General features: G+C 42.4%; 16 protein-coding genes and 1 pseudogene. 8 read left to right on the forward strand and 9 right to left on the reverse strand.

Annotated features, from left to right (window positions below):
• The first annotated feature begins 39 nt into the window (after positions 1–39).
• From AC1DV1_RS15060 to AC1DV1_RS15070, 3 genes are read left to right on the forward strand one after another with little or no spacing between them, the layout of a single operon-like run.
• Positions 40–1,260 (forward strand): GmrSD restriction endonuclease domain-containing protein, encoded by a 1,221-nt coding sequence (locus tag AC1DV1_RS15060; protein WP_477360560.1) that lies wholly within the window; start codon positions 40–42, stop codon positions 1,258–1,260.
• A complete protein-coding gene (locus AC1DV1_RS15065) occupies positions 1,253–2,371 on the forward strand; it encodes a DUF3696 domain-containing protein (protein WP_477360562.1) in 1,119 nt (372 codons plus the stop codon). The genes AC1DV1_RS15060 and AC1DV1_RS15065 overlap by 8 nt, the downstream gene beginning before the upstream one ends.
• 12 nt (positions 2,372–2,383) lie before the next feature.
• Positions 2,384–3,298 carry a hypothetical protein gene (locus AC1DV1_RS15070; protein WP_477360564.1) on the forward strand — a complete coding sequence of 305 codons (915 nt, stop codon included), beginning with the start codon at positions 2,384–2,386 and terminating at the stop codon, positions 3,296–3,298.
• 749 nt (positions 3,299–4,047) lie between these two features.
• Here the strand turns inward: AC1DV1_RS15070 and AC1DV1_RS15075 are convergent.
• The gene (locus AC1DV1_RS15075; RefSeq protein WP_477360566.1) at positions 4,048–5,358 is read right to left on the reverse strand and encodes a hypothetical protein; all 1,311 of its coding nucleotides are present in this window, start codon (positions 5,356–5,358) and stop codon (positions 4,048–4,050) included.
• Positions 5,359–6,194: 836 nt separating this feature from the next.
• Between AC1DV1_RS15075 and AC1DV1_RS15080 the strand changes: the two genes are divergently transcribed.
• Both AC1DV1_RS15080 and AC1DV1_RS15085 read left to right on the forward strand, forming a co-directional pair.
• Positions 6,195–6,959, forward strand: a complete 765-nt coding sequence (locus AC1DV1_RS15080) for a putative periplasmic lipoprotein (RefSeq protein ID WP_477360568.1) — start codon at positions 6,195–6,197, stop codon at positions 6,957–6,959.
• Positions 6,960–7,069: 110 nt separating this feature from the next.
• Positions 7,070–7,849: a hypothetical protein gene (locus AC1DV1_RS15085; protein WP_477360570.1), complete on the forward strand. Its 780-nt coding sequence runs from the start codon at positions 7,070–7,072 to the stop codon at positions 7,847–7,849.
• Between the two features lie 154 nt (positions 7,850–8,003).
• Here AC1DV1_RS15085 and AC1DV1_RS15090 read toward each other — a convergent pair whose 3' ends face one another.
• The 7 genes and pseudogenes from AC1DV1_RS15090 to AC1DV1_RS15120 all read right to left on the reverse strand — a co-directional run.
• Positions 8,004–8,477 carry an SRPBCC family protein gene (locus tag AC1DV1_RS15090; protein WP_477360572.1) on the reverse strand — a complete coding sequence of 158 codons (474 nt, stop codon included), beginning with the start codon at positions 8,475–8,477 and terminating at the stop codon, positions 8,004–8,006.
• Between the two features lie 40 nt (positions 8,478–8,517).
• Positions 8,518–9,354: a sulfurtransferase gene (locus tag AC1DV1_RS15095; protein WP_477360574.1), complete on the reverse strand. Its 837-nt coding sequence runs from the start codon at positions 9,352–9,354 to the stop codon at positions 8,518–8,520.
• A 62-nt stretch (positions 9,355–9,416) separates the two neighbouring features.
• Positions 9,417–9,890: a ribonuclease H-like YkuK family protein gene (locus tag AC1DV1_RS15100; RefSeq protein ID WP_090652302.1), complete on the reverse strand. Its 474-nt coding sequence runs from the start codon at positions 9,888–9,890 to the stop codon at positions 9,417–9,419.
• A gap of 298 nt (positions 9,891–10,188) precedes the next feature.
• Positions 10,189–10,923 (reverse strand): lysophospholipid acyltransferase family protein, encoded by a 735-nt coding sequence (locus AC1DV1_RS15105; protein ID WP_477360577.1) that lies wholly within the window; start codon positions 10,921–10,923, stop codon positions 10,189–10,191.
• Between the two features lie 39 nt (positions 10,924–10,962).
• Positions 10,963–11,523: an NUDIX domain-containing protein gene (locus tag AC1DV1_RS15110; RefSeq protein ID WP_477360579.1), complete on the reverse strand. Its 561-nt coding sequence runs from the start codon at positions 11,521–11,523 to the stop codon at positions 10,963–10,965.
• 80 nt (positions 11,524–11,603) lie between these two features.
• Positions 11,604–12,122 carry a protease gene (locus tag AC1DV1_RS15115; protein ID WP_477360581.1) on the reverse strand — a complete coding sequence of 173 codons (519 nt, stop codon included), beginning with the start codon at positions 12,120–12,122 and terminating at the stop codon, positions 11,604–11,606.
• A 192-nt stretch (positions 12,123–12,314) separates the two neighbouring features.
• Positions 12,315–12,445, reverse strand: a pseudogene (locus AC1DV1_RS15120) (IS630 family transposase); the annotation flags it as partial.
• A 58-nt stretch (positions 12,446–12,503) separates the two neighbouring features.
• Between AC1DV1_RS15120 and AC1DV1_RS15125 the strand changes: the two are divergent.
• The 3 genes from AC1DV1_RS15125 (at position 12,504) to AC1DV1_RS15135 (ending at position 16,890) form a co-directional block, all read left to right on the forward strand.
• Positions 12,504–12,782, forward strand: coding sequence for a glycoside hydrolase family 95-like protein (locus AC1DV1_RS15125; protein WP_477360583.1), 279 nt, complete (start codon positions 12,504–12,506; stop codon positions 12,780–12,782).
• A gap of 419 nt (positions 12,783–13,201) precedes the next feature.
• Positions 13,202–15,148: a hypothetical protein gene (locus AC1DV1_RS15130; protein WP_477360585.1), complete on the forward strand. Its 1,947-nt coding sequence runs from the start codon at positions 13,202–13,204 to the stop codon at positions 15,146–15,148.
• Positions 15,149–15,450: 302 nt separating this feature from the next.
• Positions 15,451–16,890 (forward strand): glycoside hydrolase family 125 protein, encoded by a 1,440-nt coding sequence (locus tag AC1DV1_RS15135; RefSeq protein WP_477360587.1) that lies wholly within the window; start codon positions 15,451–15,453, stop codon positions 16,888–16,890.
• Between the two features lie 124 nt (positions 16,891–17,014).
• On the opposite strand, the gene AC1DV1_RS15140 is transcribed toward AC1DV1_RS15135, so the two are convergent.
• Positions 17,015–17,419, reverse strand: a complete 405-nt coding sequence (locus AC1DV1_RS15140; RefSeq protein ID WP_477360589.1) for a hypothetical protein — start codon at positions 17,417–17,419, stop codon at positions 17,015–17,017.
• Positions 17,420–17,693: the final 274 nt, after the last annotated feature.

The raw sequence follows: 17,693 nt of genomic DNA on the forward strand, positions 1-17,693 counted from the left end.
ATAACCATATTAATTAGCAATAGAACATTTAATGTAAGCATGGCCAAATCCGATTCTATGGCAGTCAAAGATACTGATGAAATTGAACTTGAAACGGGAAACGACGATGTCGTTATTGAAGTTCCATTTAATCCCAATAATATAAAAGTCATTACCAAACCTTATTCCATAGGACAGATTGTTTCTGATCTAAGAGATGAAGTAATTGATTTAGACACCGACTTTCAACGATTACCGGGACTTTGGGACAATCAAAAAAAAAGTCGCTTTATCGAATCACTCTTGTTGAACCTGCCTATACCGGCTTTTTATTTTAGTGAAAAAGAAAACAATGACTGGGAGGTTGTTGACGGGCTGCAAAGGGTGAGTACAATCAAAAGTTTTGTTATCGATGGTGACCTTAGCTTATCTAAACTCGAATTTTTGAAAGAATTCAATGGCAAATACTTCAAAGATTTACCTATTGCCCTTCAAAAAAGAATTTCTCGCTTCGAAATTACTTTATACGTAATTGAAAAGGTTACTCCTTCAGAAGTAAAATATAATATTTTCAAAAGGATTAACCAAGGGGGACTTGTATTAAGCCCACAGGAAATCCGTCACGCCATAAACCAAGGAAAGCCCTCTGAACTCGTTGCTGATCTGGTTAGAGGGAACGACGATTTAAACAAAGATAAGGTTATTAGAATAAGAAAAAATATCGATAACACTCTCACTGAATTAAAGGCAACAGCTGAGGGTATGGCATTCCGAAAAGCAACTGATAACCGTATTGGTTCGTCAAGAATGGAAGACCGCGATTTCGCCACAAGGTTTGTCGCTTTTTACCTGATTCATTTTACAAAATATGAGCCAGATCTGGATACTTTCTTAAATAAAGGCATGGCGCGAGTAAAAGAGCTAAATACAGCTGAAATCGATAAACTCAAAGCTGACTTTAAAAAGGCAATGGTAGCTGCATATAGTATATTTGGTGATGACGCGTTTAGGAAGCGTTTCCATTCAAACGATAATCGAAAACCCATAAACAAGGCATTATTTGAAGTTTTAAGCGTTAGCTTTGGCAAGCTATCTGATCGGGATTTAGAAATCATAGTCAAAAATAAAGGCATATTTAAAAAGAAACTTATCGGGTTGCACAATACGAAAGATGGTAAATTTTTGCGCTCGATTACTCAAGGTACCGCCCAACGGGAAACAGTAGAACAGCGCTTTAGCGATATCGAAAAAATAGTAAAAGAGACGATACAAAATGATTAGAAAACTTGAAATCAAAAATTTCAAATCACATAAGTATACTGAAATAGCATTGGCTAATCTAACTGTGCTTACCGGGCAAAATGGTGTTGGTAAATCATCACTTATCCAAAGCCTGTTAACGTTACGCCAAACACATATGAAAAGTCGGCTTGGGTCTATTTTGGATCTAAATTCGCCTTTATGCTTTATAGGAAAGACTAAAGATGTCGCTTATCTTTATCCCGAAGGTGAAGATGCCGATCAGTTGGCCATCAAAATATGGGATGAAAATAAATCTTACAATTGGGCATTCGATATTTCAAAAGAATCTACTTTTTTAAGCAGGTTAAATACCGAACGAGAATCGGATGGATTTGAAAAGCTTTCGCTATTTAACAATAATTTTCAATTCATTAGCGCCGCACGCGGCGCATCTTATATGACCGACAACTATGCTGTAGAGGTGCAAAAACAACTGTCTATCAACGAAGGAAAAGGAGAACTTACAGCCCAGTATCTGTATTCATTTGGCAAGGAATTGAAAGTCAATCAATTGATGCGGCACTTAGATGAGGATGATCCTTATTTACTTTCGCAGGCCAATGCCTGGGAGCGGGAGATTAGCAATGGGGTAAATCTAAAGCCTACGCCTGTAGGGGATGGATATGAGGTGCGGTACAGCTTTGATAATGAAAGGTATGGGGAAACAGAGGCGTTTGCAGCTAATAACGTGGGTTTTGGATTGTCCTATGCACTTCCCATAATTGTTGGAATATTATCGTCTGAACCGGGGGCGATACTCTTACTTGAAAACCCAGAAGCACATTTACACCCATATGGCCAAGGAAAAATGGCAGAATTGATGTGTTTGGCTGCGCAAGCGGGTATACAGTTAATTGTTGAAACACATTCTGACCATATCATTAATGGTATTTTGGTACAGTCTAAAAATTATGAACAACAACAAGCAGGCATAAATAAAGAAAATATTAAAGTCTATTCATTCGAACGAAACGAAGCTGAACATAGAACAGTCGCAACAGAGGTATTAATTGATGAACGGGGGCGTTTAAAAAATCGACCAAATACTTTTTTCGATCAGGCCGGAAAAGATTTGCGAGCTTTAATTTAACCTACAAAAACCTTGGATACAATTTATTTCTACATTCATTTTACTGAATTTCCAGAGAGGATAGTCACATCACCAACAGAATATGAAGAACTGGTTGGACAGGTTACTTATCTGCTCGACAGAGCTGACTGCGAAAGGGGCGCAGTTTTATCCATTGAAGAAAGTAACGCTACGCAATTTGTCGCTAATTTGGAAGCACTAAGCCAGTTTGAGGAATTCATTGGAACCTATTCATCTGCTGAAGCTATCACACTGGTACTTCAAGAACTGAGTGTTCAAAACTGGCGAGATAAGCAATTACACGAAACATCTGAGTGGAAAAAATTCTATAGGCACTTTTCCCCTGATACTAAACTTGTATCGGATAGTTGCCCAGATGTCCTGAAAGAGACGGCCGAAAGAATAGCCATGAACATTCAACAAGGTAGAGACAAGCTATTAATTATTGATATTGGAAACTCTTTTCCTGACTTTGACCATCTATCGGTTATTAGAGGAGAGCTTGGTGGGCAACCGCAAATGATAAACATCAGCAAGGTCAACAATTTCATAGAACTCGAGAAATGGATATATGCAAATATTCCCGAAAGAAGTTATAACTATAGTGATAACCGACATACTGAGGGGCATCCAGATTATATTGGGGGGAAGTCGCCTATACTGGGAGGCATTGGTGGCAAACCAAGGCTAGCTGAATTACTTAAGAAAGCTATTGGAGATGCCCGGCAAAGACCTTTACTGGTGAATTACGATCCTGAAAATGGCGCTTATATTAGGTACGAGTACGAAAATGTCGAGCATCAGAATCGATACCATGGATATCATCTGGTTCTACCAAATACACATGAGATAGATGAACGGGAGATCAGGAAACTTCCTCATAGGATAATCAAGTTGTTGAATTATAGGTTAGAAGTCGAAAAATAATTGATTTATTCTTTACTGTATCAGGCTGCGGATCTTCGTTAAACTTCAGCCTACGTGATAATTAACGAGTATAGGCTGTCCGCACTTTGTTGTGTTGCCACCTCCAACAATGGCATCGCTTAAATTTTCCGTATTCTTCCGCGAAAGGGATAGCAGCGAATACCGGCCTCGCGCCTAATGCCTGAGGCCGTATAAGCGTATAGCCCGACACCGCTTCTATCGGCGGTGTTACGCCATAATCATTATTGCCTGCATAGTTCAATTAACCCCTACCTTCCCTTCCCAAGGGAAGGAATCGCACGTGTCCGCGGCTTTTTTTTATAGTCGAAATCGATGGAGACAACAGCAACAAAGGAAAAGGGGAGCGATCTGTGAGGACACAGATTGCGGAGAAAGCCTTTTGCTAAATCGTTCTCCCTAAAAATAAAAAGTTCATTAAACCCCTCCCTGCCTTTGCCCGCATTTCCATTGCGCCCCTGCCGGGGGCTACTGTGTGTACACATCATTAAAACAAAAGAAAATGTCATTTCGAACGAGGTACGAGGAGAAATCCTATACGTCATGCTTTCAACCACGCAAGTTTGCAAGCATGACGTATAGGATTTCTCCTCACGCCAACACTCAAAGCCCTCCCCGGTTCGTTCGAAATGACTTTTTTTATTATTGGTACGTTTCCAAAAGATGTGTAGACACAGTAGCTCCCGAGGGAGGGAATTGAAAAAAAGCGATTTTGGAAACAGGAACAATACTTAATTTACCACTTTCACCGGTACCGCAGCAACCCAAACCGCCTTCCTGTCGTGTGTTTTAGCAAATTGCTTTTTGAAAAAATTGTCATCAGCCTTTACTTTGCCGGTAAAAGCTGTTTTTCCGTTTACTATTATTTTTACTTCTTTGGTTATATCAACCATTTGCGGGCTTATTAAAACTTCAAAAGCGGTTACCCGCGAGGTGTAAATTTCAAATACGTTGTTATTGTAAGCCCCTTTTATAGCGGCACTGGGGTTATAATCGTAATTGTTTCTGTTGTACCAGGTCTTGTTGATTTTATTGTAACTGTTTACAAAATAGGATTTGTGCCACCCGGCTGTAGGTAAGGCAAGGTCCCAATTATTGATGACGAGCCAATCGCAGCTATTAAAGATATGGCTGCCGGTTTCCCAGAACACGGTATGGGGGTATGGGTTCCGCCCGGTGCTTTTTATAAACTCGAGGGCGTTGGGATAGTCCAGGTCCAGGTGTTTATCAAAGTGCTGGTAACCATAGTATTCCTTATATTTAACGTTTACCCTTAACGAATCGAGCACTTTAATAATTGCCCTTGCCTGTTCAATGGGCCGTATATCGTCTTGATCAGAATGAACGGCATACAGCGGCCGGTTGCCAGCATTGGGCAGGTAAATATCATTGGCAAAAATATTGGTCAGCATAGAATTATAGCACAAAAAGCCCGCAAACGGCGTGGGATTATACACATCTAACGCAAATGTCCCGTCGGACCCATCAGAATGCCCCATTGCAAAAACCTTATCATCGTCGATATTTACAGATCGTTTAACTTCATTGATGATATTGAGCAGTGTTTTAAAAGTGAGATTATCCCCGGGCCTCCATTGGTTAACCACCCAGCTAAACTTTTTGGTTGCATCGCCGTAAGGCATAATAATGATGTTGCCTGTTTTACACAAATGGCCAATAAAGGGATCGTCGTCGGCCTCGGTGGCCTTGTGCTGTCCCATGGCGTCGCTAAAATGAGATGCCCCGACAGCCCCGTGCAGCAATAAAACCAGCGGCGTTGCCACCGATGGGTCATACGTTTGGGGGATAAACAACCTGAAGGGCACCGCGCCAAAAACAGAATCGTTGATGGTAAAAATGTGCATATCGCGGTATTCCTTGAGCAAAGGAAAATGGCTGTGGCCGAGATCGGCAGGCTTACCGTTTTTCAACAGCTTGTCTGAATTGCTTTTAGGAATGCTGTTAAAATCGGTTACCTGGGCAAATGCCGGCCCCGTAAATAACAGGAATAAGGTAGCAATAAGGCGGTAATATTTTAACACAGGCAATGTTTTTTAAGGTGCAACCATTAGGTAACTGCGTTGGTAAAATAGTTAATATTTGATGGAATGGCAAATTGGTGGAGGGGGAAGCGGGTGGTGTTACCCGATGGAGTAGTTGGTTTTACCTTAACATTGGCTTTGAACGCCGGCGAAGACTCACCCGGTCGAGGCTACGCCCGACCACCCTCTCTCCGGCTGCGCCGGAAAGAGGGTTGAGATCGTTTTTTGTTTCTTTTGCCCCTCTATGCGACGCGCTATTTCTTTGTTTTCTCGAAAGTATCTCGTTTTACTCAAAGTGTCAGCAGAGGGAGCTTCGGGCGAAAACGTCCAAAACAATGGTGGGCTTGTGCGGCTGCAGGGCATAGGAAGTCCAGAGGCACGAAGGATCTATCAGTTGTACATCACCGATAGAAAAGTCTGCGAATAGATCCTTCGTGCCTACTCATGACATGTTGTACTTTCGAGGTGCGCAGGCCTGTCACCCTGAGCCTGTCGAAGGGTCGCGCGGAGAGGCCTTTGCCCGCTATGCTTCGACGGGGCTCAGCATGACAACGCTCTTTAGTATATCATTCTACCTTTAAAGTTTCTTGAAATTTTACAATTCAGTATTGACAGTCTTTTATTTTCCAACGTCATTTCCCCTTTATAATTCGTAAATTTTATCATTAGGTGTTACCATAGCCTTTAATCCCGACACTTAATTCTTGACGCTATTCAAAAAAATTTGTAACATCGTATTACATCTTGCATCTAAATAAAAAACAAATACAAAAAAAGCCAGCCGGCGTAACCCAAACCAGAAACCGCCATGCCGGCAAACAACCCATAAAATCATCATGAAAAAAATATTCATAGCGCTTACAGGTTTAGTGGTTAGTCTTTCGGCCTGCAGCCAAAACCCGCCGCAGCAAAACAACGTTACTATCGAAAACAATACTACTGCCGGTTTTGACGTAAATAAGCTTGCCCAGTTTGTAAAAAACAGTACCGACCCGCAAACTCTTGAAAAAGCCATTAACAACCCCGCCAACCAGATCAACAATCTGGACCTGGATAAGGACGGCAACATTGATTACCTGAAGGTACAGGAGGCCGATAACAACAAGCTGAACATTATTGACGATGTTAGCAATTCGCAATCGGTAACGGTGGCCAGTGTTAATATTCAGCCTACCGGCAATAATAGTACCGCCAACCTGGATATCCAGGGTAACCCAACTTACGTGGGGTATAACAACTATTATCACTCGTCATTTGGCTTAACCGACTTTTTGATATTAAGCTACTTTTTGCGCCCGCACAGCTACTATGTACCGATGTACCATTATGGATATTATCCGCATTATTATACCCGCACGCGTACCTATACTACATTCAGGCCAACTACCTCGTCTTACATGTCGTCGAGGAGCAGCAACCGGAGCAGTTTGAGCCAGCCAACCAGGTCGCAAAGATCATTCAGCAACCGCAGCTCGGGCAGCAGGGTAAGGAGTGGTGGTTTTGGCAGCAGCAGTTCGGGCAGCAGCTTTGGCAGCGGCAGAAGTTCGGGCAGCAGGTCCGGGTTCGGTCGTAGCCGTGGTGGTTTTGGCCGCAGGCGATAATCTCATTTTTCAAATTAGTTTTACATTTTAATTAGCTTGAATTCCGGGCAATCCTGAAGTCTCCCCTACCGCGGAAGATTTAGAGGGGGCTTACATTACCAATAATAGATATGGCTATCCAATTAAGAAAAAATACCCTTTTATCTGACGATAATAAAAAAACGTTTAAAGCAATTATCGTTTTAAACGAAATGATAAATGGCAACCACCAGTTTAGCAGCAGTGCTTATGGCGACGATGCCGTACTGCAGCCGCTGTTTCATGAGCTTGTTGCCAATGGCTACATTATCAGCTCGGGCTCGGTTTATAAGCTGAGCTCAAAAGGCCGCGGCGTATTTGACACCTTCATGAAGCGCTATAGCGAATACCTGAAAGTTTATAACGTTTTTTCGTTTGTCGACCTGGAAAAAGGCGAATTTGCCTTTAGCAGCTATTTCGACTTTGATACCGACGATGACTGGTTCAACTTTACCGACAATGAGCGTTTTGATGATTTGCGCATTGCCGTAGCCATGTTTAAAAAGGCCGATCCGGCCGAAATTGTGTTTATGTCGTTCATCAACGAAAACAGGTTTGATACCAGCGTATCGGGCTGGCAAAATGATTTGATGGCCGACACCGCCTGGGGCGAAATAGAAGAAATTTGCAACACCGCCATAAAGCCCGAAGATGTTGGTGAAGATGCCATGGTAGATATGATAAACCAGGGATCGGAGCTGATGATTAAACTGATGGAGGAAGAGCAAAAACAGAATAACAATAACAACAATTACGGCGGCGGCACTACCACCACTACCATTGTTGAAGAAGAAACCATCGAGTACTACGAACCCTACTACGACCCTTATTACATCTCGCCAATTTGGCTGGTACCGTTGTTTATCTGGTAATGATTATAAATGGATTATGACCTTCTTCCGCGGTATGTGTTCTCACATACCGCTGTCCACGTGTTATGAGATGAGGGAAGATGGCTGTGGGCACACAGCCATTGGAGAAGTGATACAAACGATAACAAAAACCCGCATTAACGGCCGGCTTTTGTTATCCTTTATAAACGCCAAAAAGTTTTTCGATCGCCTTCTCGCGATAGGCAAAAATCTTGTTCACTTCCTTACTTACAAAAACCTTATTTGCGATAGTGCCTATAAAGCCATATGGTATGGCATAGTGCAAAATATCATTCATCTGCACGCCGCCTTCAATGGCTTTAAAATGATGCTGGTGATGCCATAAAGCATATGGTCCAAAACGCTGTTCGTCAACAAAATACTGTTTATCAGCAACCTGGGTAATCTCGGTCATCCAGTTCATTTTGATACCTGCCACCGGCGAAATTTTGTAGGTAATGATCATACCGGGATACATTTTGGTATCGGCAGTATAATCGGATGTTACTACAAAGCTCATATCGGGCGGGGTAATTTTAGCCAGGTTTAAGGGCGAGGAAAAAAAATCCCAGGCCTCATCTAATCCAATCGGGATCCTTTGTTCGGTTTTTAAAACGTATGTTTTCACAATCAACTATAAAGTACAACATTGCTGCAAATATACATTTTTATCTCATAGTTGTACCAATTGGCAATTTACGCCTGGACCATTCACTCCACGATCCTACATATAATTGCGGCCCGGTAATGCCCGCGTACTCCATACCCAGCAAGGTATGGCAAGCCGTAACCCCTGATCCACAGTGAACTATGATTTCCTGGTGGGCCACATTACCTATGGCATCGTCATAAACTTTGCGCAATGTATCAGCATCCAGGTATTTACCATCGGCACCCAGGTTGGTAACATAAGGCAGGTTAAATGCGCCTGGTATATGGCCGGCAATCAAATCTAAAGGCTCGGTTTGGCCTAAATAGCGTGGAGTTTCACGCACATCTATCACAATCCGGTTTGCATCATGGGCGGCAATGGCTACTTCGCCAATGGCCACGGTGCCGGTATAGGTTGCCGGTACCGGGTAAGCATCAACCGGGGTTGGGATAAATTCTTCGGCACTTAATTCAATGCCGGCATCTTTGGCAGCCTGCAGGCCTCCGTTCAATACCTGTACATTATCGTGACCAATTGCCTTCAGCATCCACCAAAAGCGGGCGCCGCCAAAAGCTGCAGATTTATCGTCATAAACTACCACATGGCTTGCGGGTGTAATACCTAAACGGCCCAAAAGGGCGGCAAAATCTTCAATTGGAGGTAAAGGATGACGTCCGCCTTGGGCGGCGTCGGTAACGTGGGCTGCTAAATCGCGATCCAGGTCAACGTAGGCAGCGTTTTTAAGGTGACCGACTAGGTAGCGGTCACGGGTATCTTTACCGGCGCGGGCGTCGATAAGTATAGTGTTCGGGCCGGCAAGGGCCGGATCGTTAATTTCAATTAGTGGCGACATAGTTTGTTCGGTCTTGTGGTAAAAGACCAAATATAAATACCACGCCGTTTACTTCAAGGCTTTTACTGCACTATTTTATTGGCGCAGTATGAGCTTGCAAAAGCTTCGGGCTTGGCTTTAAATACAAACCCCATGCTCAAAATGTACCCCATTGCTTCGTGCAGTGCTGCATTTGATTTAAACATTGGGTTGGTGTTAATGTCGGCATGTACTTCCAGTTCCACATCATACAGGTCAAGCAGGTCGCAAAGCTTATAGGCAATGTCAATTGATTTCTGTACCTCGCTCAGCATCCTTTCCTTAATGGTCATTTTTTGCGAGGTCCTTTCCTGGTGGATAAACATGAAAGCGCCACGTTTCTCGCGTAAAAACACGATAACTGTAGCAAAATCGGTTACACTACCTTTTACCTGCGAATCTGTTCCGATACATACTTTGAGCTTATTGCCGAGGGCGGCTTCGCGTTCAATCGCCTTTTCAACCTCCTCCATGATGGGTGTTTGGATCACCTCACCGCTAAATTTTCTCCAGGTCATAAAAATTGTTTTTAGTAAATTTTAACTGACCCATTTTATAGGTCTATAAAAATAAGCGATAACGTTTCATATAAACGTAAAGATGATGTGATTTATTTGTTAACATTTGGCTGAATATCAACATGATTGAAGAGAATTTGAAAATTCGAGGATTTGAAAATTTGAAAATGCAATAGGGGAATGGTTTTCATTTGAAGATTTTAAACCGCATAGCCTCTACCCAATAAATATTACATCGGGCACAATCTGAAATATGCACATCTCTCCCCCTGCATTTTCAAATCCTCAAATTTTCAAATTAAGAAGCCAGCGCAGCCCTGATCTGGTTCTCGGCTTCCAATACCACTTCTTCTATCGGGCGGCCGGCTGGTTCAATGGGGGTAAGTACTTCCCACTTCATGGGCGTAAATGTATTAAGGGGGTACTGCCCATAGCGGATCATTTTCCATGAATCCTTAATAGCTATAGGCACCAATAACGCCTCGGGGCATTTTTTCAGTATCGTGGCTATGCCTCCTACCTGGAAAGTTTTTATTGTGCCGTCTGTTGAGCGTGTGCCTTCGGGAAATATCACGGCCGACCAATTATTTTCCTTCATCCGCACACCAAGCTTCATGATTTCGGTAATGGATTGACGCTGGTCTTTACGATCGATATTAGCCCCGCCACCATGCCTGAGGTTGTAGGATATCGAGGGGATGTTTTTGGTAAGTTCAATTTTGGATATAAACTTGGCGTGGTATTTACGCAGGTACCAGATCATTGGCGGTATATCCAACAAACCCTGGTGGTTAGCTAAAAATATGATGGGACGCCCAACCGGCAGGTTTTGCTTGTTGATAAAAGTTACCGTATTACCCAGTAAGTAAACCGACCGCAACAGAAACAGATTCAGGATATCAACCGATTTTTTATGTGCCGAATAGCCAAAAAAACGGAAACACGCCCATTGAATAGGCTGAAATATAACCAGTATCAATAAAAATACTCCCGTTGCCACGGGGGTAAGAAAATAGCCTAAAAACTTTTTCATCAACTGCCAAATTTAGGCATTTTTTGTAAACGTGTAAGGTTACAAAAGGTTTTCTGAAAGCAATAATTGCACTTTTAGCACCGCAGCAACGGTCATAGCATCAGTAATCTGGCCGTTGCAAACCATTTTATACATTTGGGCAAAGGGGATTTTTTTGATGACGAGTTGCTCGGTATCTTCCGGTTCGGCTTCGTGTTGGGTAAGGTTACGGGCTAAGTATATAATACTAAGTTCATCACTCACCGAGTTACTTAAATGCAGCCGCATCAACTCCGTCCAGTTACCAGCTTTCAGGCCGGTTTCTTCCATGAGTTCGCGTTTGGCTGATTCCAGGGGATCAGTTTCCTCCGGCCCTCCCCCTTCAGGCATTTCCCAGCTGTACTGGTTAAGGAGGAAACGGTATTGACCAACAATATAAGTATTAAGGTCATCATCCAATGGCAAAACGCCTATAGCCAGGTTCTTGAAATGAACTTTACCGTAGATGCCCGGATTACCCGATGGGTTAATTACCTGGTACTCGGTAAGGCTGATCCAGGGGTTATCGTAAACTGATTTCTCGGAGGTTATTTTCCAGGGGTTTTCTTCAGGATGATGCATGGGGGATTCTTTTGATGAAAGATAAAGTATTGTTAGGTAAAGTAAAAAACTGGGGCAGATAGCGCTTTATCCCATCAAAATCATTTTAAATAAACAAATGATATGCTCTTATTTACCACCAGGCCGCTCATATTTTGGCCAACATAGGTAACGGTGTATTTACCCGGTTTGGTAATGGCGAAGCCTTTAAGCAGATCAACATTTGCCGAAAGGGTATCCTTTGAATTAAGCTTTATATAACTACTTGCCGGCGGCGGCATAATCCTTTTAGCCATGGCACCCTTGTAATCAGCCTCCACGCCTGCTTCGTTCACAATTTCTAAATATTTGCTCATCAAGGGTTCAAACGGCGTATGCCATTTGCAAAACTGCTGCGCGGTATCGGCAAGGTTACGCACGGTAAATTTCAGCAACACCGAATCGCCTGTTTTAATGGTATCTTTTATGCTCAATTCGGCTATAACACCTTGCACGATAGCTTTAACAGAAGTTTCTTGTATCGTAGAGTCGGATTTAACACTGCTCGTTTTATTAGTATTAACACTGCAGGCAGATAGCGCGAACATTGCAGCAAATAGCATGATTTGGTAGCTTTTCATCGGGCAAAAGTAAACCTTTTATTGTTGAGTTATTGTTAAGGAGTGGTAAAAACAGGTTTGATACCAGGACGCAATTCAGTTTAAGCTTTATATCCCCCTGATACAAAACTAATCGCATTGGTACACAAATATGTTACAACATCTTACTATCTATACTAAACCTATCCGCCCACTTTTCGTACTAGTGTCATGTCAATCTAAAATTGTCGGATAACGCCTTTTTAGTTTAATCCGCGCATCCTCGTTGGTAAATTGCGAGTTAATGGTAGCTTCTTTGTTATTCGATGCGTTTGCCAGGCCTTGACTTCCTTTTGCATTTTTTGCTCTGTCAATAGTTTTCATTTAAACGGCGATCAAACCAAATCAGGCTATTCAAAATTTGTGTACAGGCCCTTTACATTGGAAGGTAACTTCGCTTTTGCATCCGGCCTGCAGGAAATGCTGATACAAAGCTCTGCTGGCTTTATAGAAGTACTGCCCGCCACACCGGCAAGCTGGCAAAACCTGGCCTTTGAAAACCTGCGCACCGAAGGCGCGTTTTTAGTAAGCCTTAAAAAAGCCGATGGCCAGGTTACCGAAATAAAAATAGTTGCAGAAAAAGGCGGCAAAACCAAACTCAAACTCCCTTTTTTGCCTCACGACAAAAAAAAGTGCAGGTGAGGCCCGCCGAAACGGGCTTTATAAATTTAAACTTTAAACCCGGCGCAGCGCTGGTGCTAAAAACGGATATGAATAGTATATACCGATGTCTTTGGCAGGTCCCTGCGCAAAATCTTTCTGAACTCAGATTAAACGGAATGATCGGATCTTTGGATTTTGATTTGCAGCCGCATAGGTTGATCGTTTATAAAATCCTGTACTTCTTTCTAATCTGTTTAATCTGAGTTTCATACAAACAAAACAATTTGCACATCAGAAAGAGCATTCATTCACAATTAAACAAACCCGAGAGATAAGGTCTTGTGTCTCCCCCTTAATTTGATTGATCCAGGTTCAGAATACCCGCTTTTAGGTATTTTTCAACTGATTTTTTGTGATTAATTTGTGATTAATTTGTAAAAGCTAAACCCTATCCCGAAATGAAAAAGCACAGTCTTAAATGCAGAACCAGTTTTAACAGCAATAAACTCATTGCACGCACTTTAATTTTATTTATATGCTTAGGTGTTTTATATAGCTGTAAAAAGGATGGTACTAACTCCAAAATTGATAACGCCCCCACGACAAAAGAACTGGCCAAAGGCGACTCTATTAATAACGCAGGACTGGTTGATAACCTGGGAAATGTTTACCTCACCCAAAAATACGCGCCAAATACTGTAAATATCCCGCTCGCCATATTTTCATTTGGCGCTGATAGTCTTAGTTGTATGGGAAATACAGACCAGGATGGAAAAATAGCTGGTGTTACGGGCTACATTTTTTACAACGCAGCCGATGGCATCAGGTATACGTATGCAAAAGCAGCCGATGAAAACACCATAATTTTAGGCACAATTAACCCTGATAACAAAGCAGATAAATTCGCGATCAGCATAGGCACCTACAACGATACACTTGTACGTACAGTTGGCTACGATATTGATTATACGGCTAATACAAAAGAAGTATTATTTGATCTGGTACAAACCAAAGCGGGTGAGTACACACAGCCCGAAGGCAACTTAAGGGTGTTTGACTCACGGGATGCTGTAGTTGACAATAATAAAGACAACCTTGTGCCGCAAATCCAGGACCTGGTACTTGCAAGTTTTAAATGCCTTCCCGATTATAAAATAAGTTATACCATAGGTAAACTAACCCAAAGTTATGGCGCCGACCTGGAGCGTTTAAACATAGATAAAGGAAAGCTTGTAAACATGCTTAATATCCAGCAAATAGCTGCTGCTAAATTTGAAACGCTGTCGCAAAAGATAACAAATATTAAAGCCACGGCTAAGACAAGCCTAACTGGAAAATTTGATAAAATAGTAAGCCAGTTTGATATCTTACAACAAAAATTAAGCAGCTATAAAGCTTCGCTTTCTTATACCATCGAAAAATCATCGGGTGATAACCAGGTGGTTTATTATGGCGATAAGTTAAATGATCTTGTGGTAAAAACCACTAAAGCAGATGGCTCGCCAATTGCATTGAGTGGCACCTGTATGGCTACCTCGTCAACAGGTAATTCACTAAGTATAAAAGTTAAAACAAATGCCGACGGACTTTCGACAGTGCATATGGGCACCGTTGATCCGGCAATTGACAACGGCACTCAAAAAACGCTTACCGTGGTTTTTACATTTGGCAATCTTTTCAATAAAAAATCGGCAACATTTACCATTACTGTTAAATCCAAGCCACAACTGAGCATTTTGGCAGATAATACAACCAACAACCAAACGGCAGCAACAGGCTCCGCTGTTTTAAAACCATTAAAGGTGCAGGTGCTTGATGCTAATTTGAAGCCCGTGCAAAATATAAAAATCAATTGGACAGAAAATACCGCCGGAATAACCGGTACAGGATTAGGGGCGGCACAAACAGTAACCGATGCCAGCGGCTATACCACCAATCGTTGGGTGCTAAAGGGTGCGGCTGGTACTAAACATGTAGCAAAAGCCACCATTGTTACCGGCAGTAGCTACATAATTAATGTATCATCAGTAAACTTTAATGCTACATCAGTAAAAATTGACTCTACCACTTTATATACAAATGCGGCAAAAGGATCATGGGAAGGTGATTGGAGCAAACCTTACGATGGCCAAATAGATATTTACACACTTAACAGCGATGGCAGAGGGCAGCGGGTTTTTACCGGAACAGCAGCCTCGCTTGAGCAAATACCGCTAAATGATGGTTACAATACCGTAACCTGGATAGTATATAAAAAAGACGATGATTATTATATCAGTATTCCTTACACCGGCAGAAACATTGCCTTTGGGGGCAAGCTGTCTAATTATCCGCATTTAGAGTTTACCGCCCACCCAGTTTACGGCGACGATAGTATTACAACTAAGTTTAAAAAGATTGACTAAAATACTTAAATCGGATATCATTAAAAGCGATATAGATTGGTTCTACGGTCAACCAATCTATATCGCTTTTTTTTGGATCACGATTCATTAGATTATGGGATGAGAAAGATTTGATTTGCTGGATGGAGACTGATTCAAAATTGATAGGCACAAAAAACCCTGTGGCTCGTTTAATCCGAGTTCAGACTAAGAACCCGCGCATTAAAAATCTTACTATCTGGTACTCTCTAAAACAATTTAGCACGTTTTTTTTCGGATTGTAAAACGCTTTTATATTTTTACATCTACCATTTAAACTACTTATGATCACCAGAAGACATTTTATTAAAATTAACAGCGTGGCCACCGCCGGTTTAGGCCTTGGCGTTGTGCCTGCTACAAGTTGGCTGGGCAAAGCCACCCCTGTATTTGAAAGCCATCGCCCCAAACTGGCCGACCGTAAATTTACAAGCAAAGCGGTTGAAGCCACTATTCAAAAAGTTAAAGCGGATATAAAAGATCCGGAAATAGCCTGGCTTTTTGAAAACTGCTATCCAAATACCTTAGATACTACCGTAAATTATTCAGAAAAAGACGGCAAGCCCGATACGTTTGTAATCACCGGCGATATTTTTGCCATGTGGATGCGCGATTCTTCGGCACAGGTTTGGCCGTATCTGCCATTGATTAAAAACGACCCGGCACTTAAAAAAGTGATACAGGGTGTGTTAAGCCGCCAGGCTAAATGTGTACTGATTGACCCGTATGCCAACGCATTTAACGAAGGCCCAACCGGCAGCGAATGGGACAGCGACGTTACCGATATGAAACCCGAACTGCATGAGCGCAAATGGGAAATTGATTCCCTTTGCTACCCTGTACGTTTGGCCTATAACTACTGGAAAATAAGCGGCGATAGCAGCTTTTTTGACGAAACCTGGCAAAAAGCAGGCAAAACTATATTAGATACTTTTAAAGTACAGCAACGCAAAAACGGCAAAGGCCCATACCATTTTCAGCGTAAAACAGAAACCGCCAGCGATACTGCACCAAACAGGGGTTATGGCAACCCGGTGAAACCCGTCGGGCTTATCTGCAGCATCTTCCGCCCATCTGATGATGCTACTATATACCCCTTCCTGGTACCATCCAACTATTTTGCGGTTACCAGCTTAAAGCAAATGGCCGAAATGTTTAGTGTTATAGGTAAAGATGCCAAAACAGCCGCCGAATGCACAGCGCTTGCTGCCGAAGTAGAAGCCGCCCTTAAAAAATATGCGGTTGTAAATCATCCAAAATATGGCAAAATTTTAGCCTTTGAGGTTGATGGTTATGGCAACCAGTTACTGATGGATGATAGCAACGTGCCCAGCCTGCTGGCACTGCCCTACCTCGATTCGTTGCCGGTAACCGATCCGTTATATCAAAACACCCGTCGCTTTGTATTGAGTTTAGATAACCCCTACTTTTTTAAAGGCAAAGCTGCGGAAGGCATTGGCGGCCCGCACGTAGGTATTGATTTTATATGGCCAATGGCTATCACCATGCGTGCCCTTACCTCGACAGATAAATTAGAGATTACCCGCTGCCTGCATATGCTTAAAAATACCCACGCCGGCACCGGTTTTATGCACGAAGGTTTCCATAAGGATAATGCAAATAACTTTACCCGTAAATGGTTTGCCTGGGCAAATACCCTGTTTGGCGAACTGATTGTGAAGCTGCACGCGCACCATCCTGATTTGTTGCAGAAGATTTTTTAAGGGAACTGAAGAAGCATAAAAATGCAGAAGCTGTCACTTTTAAGCGGCAGCTTCTTTTTTTGCCTGTGTCGCGGCCAAACATCCGTTAACCAGGCGTAATAAAGTTTAGGTTTGTTGTTTGATATTAAGCCGGATTTACCGGGCAAAAAGCCTTAATACCTATTGATAAAATATATTTTATAATAGGCTTAACCAAAAGGTTTATAATGATGCCGCCCGGAATAACTGAAGCAATTGCCTGTAGTATGGCATCAATAATTTGCTGCGTAGTTGAGCCCTCATTTACAATACCACAAATGAATTTGCGGATAGCATCCAATATGCTTCCTATACCCGGAAAAGCGGGAGCCGCAAATGAGGCCGTGAAACCACGGTGGGCACCCTCAAGCTGCAATGCCTGTTTATAATAATCCTGTAATATGGCTTCAACTTCGTCGTCTGTTGGGGTTGCAACATCATCAAGGTTGGCCAGGTCGGCAGCTACAGCATCCGCGTTTAGTTGCTCGTGTTTTTCATTAAATAGTAACATTGTTTTATGATTTTTAATGGTGATTGAATACACCAAATCTCGGTAGCGGGCTGAGGGTATAACGCCGTAAATAGCACCTTTTTAACCGGGTGTTTTTACGGTAAATAATTTCGCCGCATTAAGGATTGCAGCGGATACAGGCTACGTGCGTAATGCCTGCAGGTGTATGAGCGTAAAGCCCGGGTGCCAACTTCTACCGGTTGGGGCAATGCCCTGATTTCCGGGGATGTATTTTAACATATAATTAATAGCATACCTGTTAAATATCCTTACC

The organism is Mucilaginibacter sp. P4_D1, assembly GCF_056401935.1.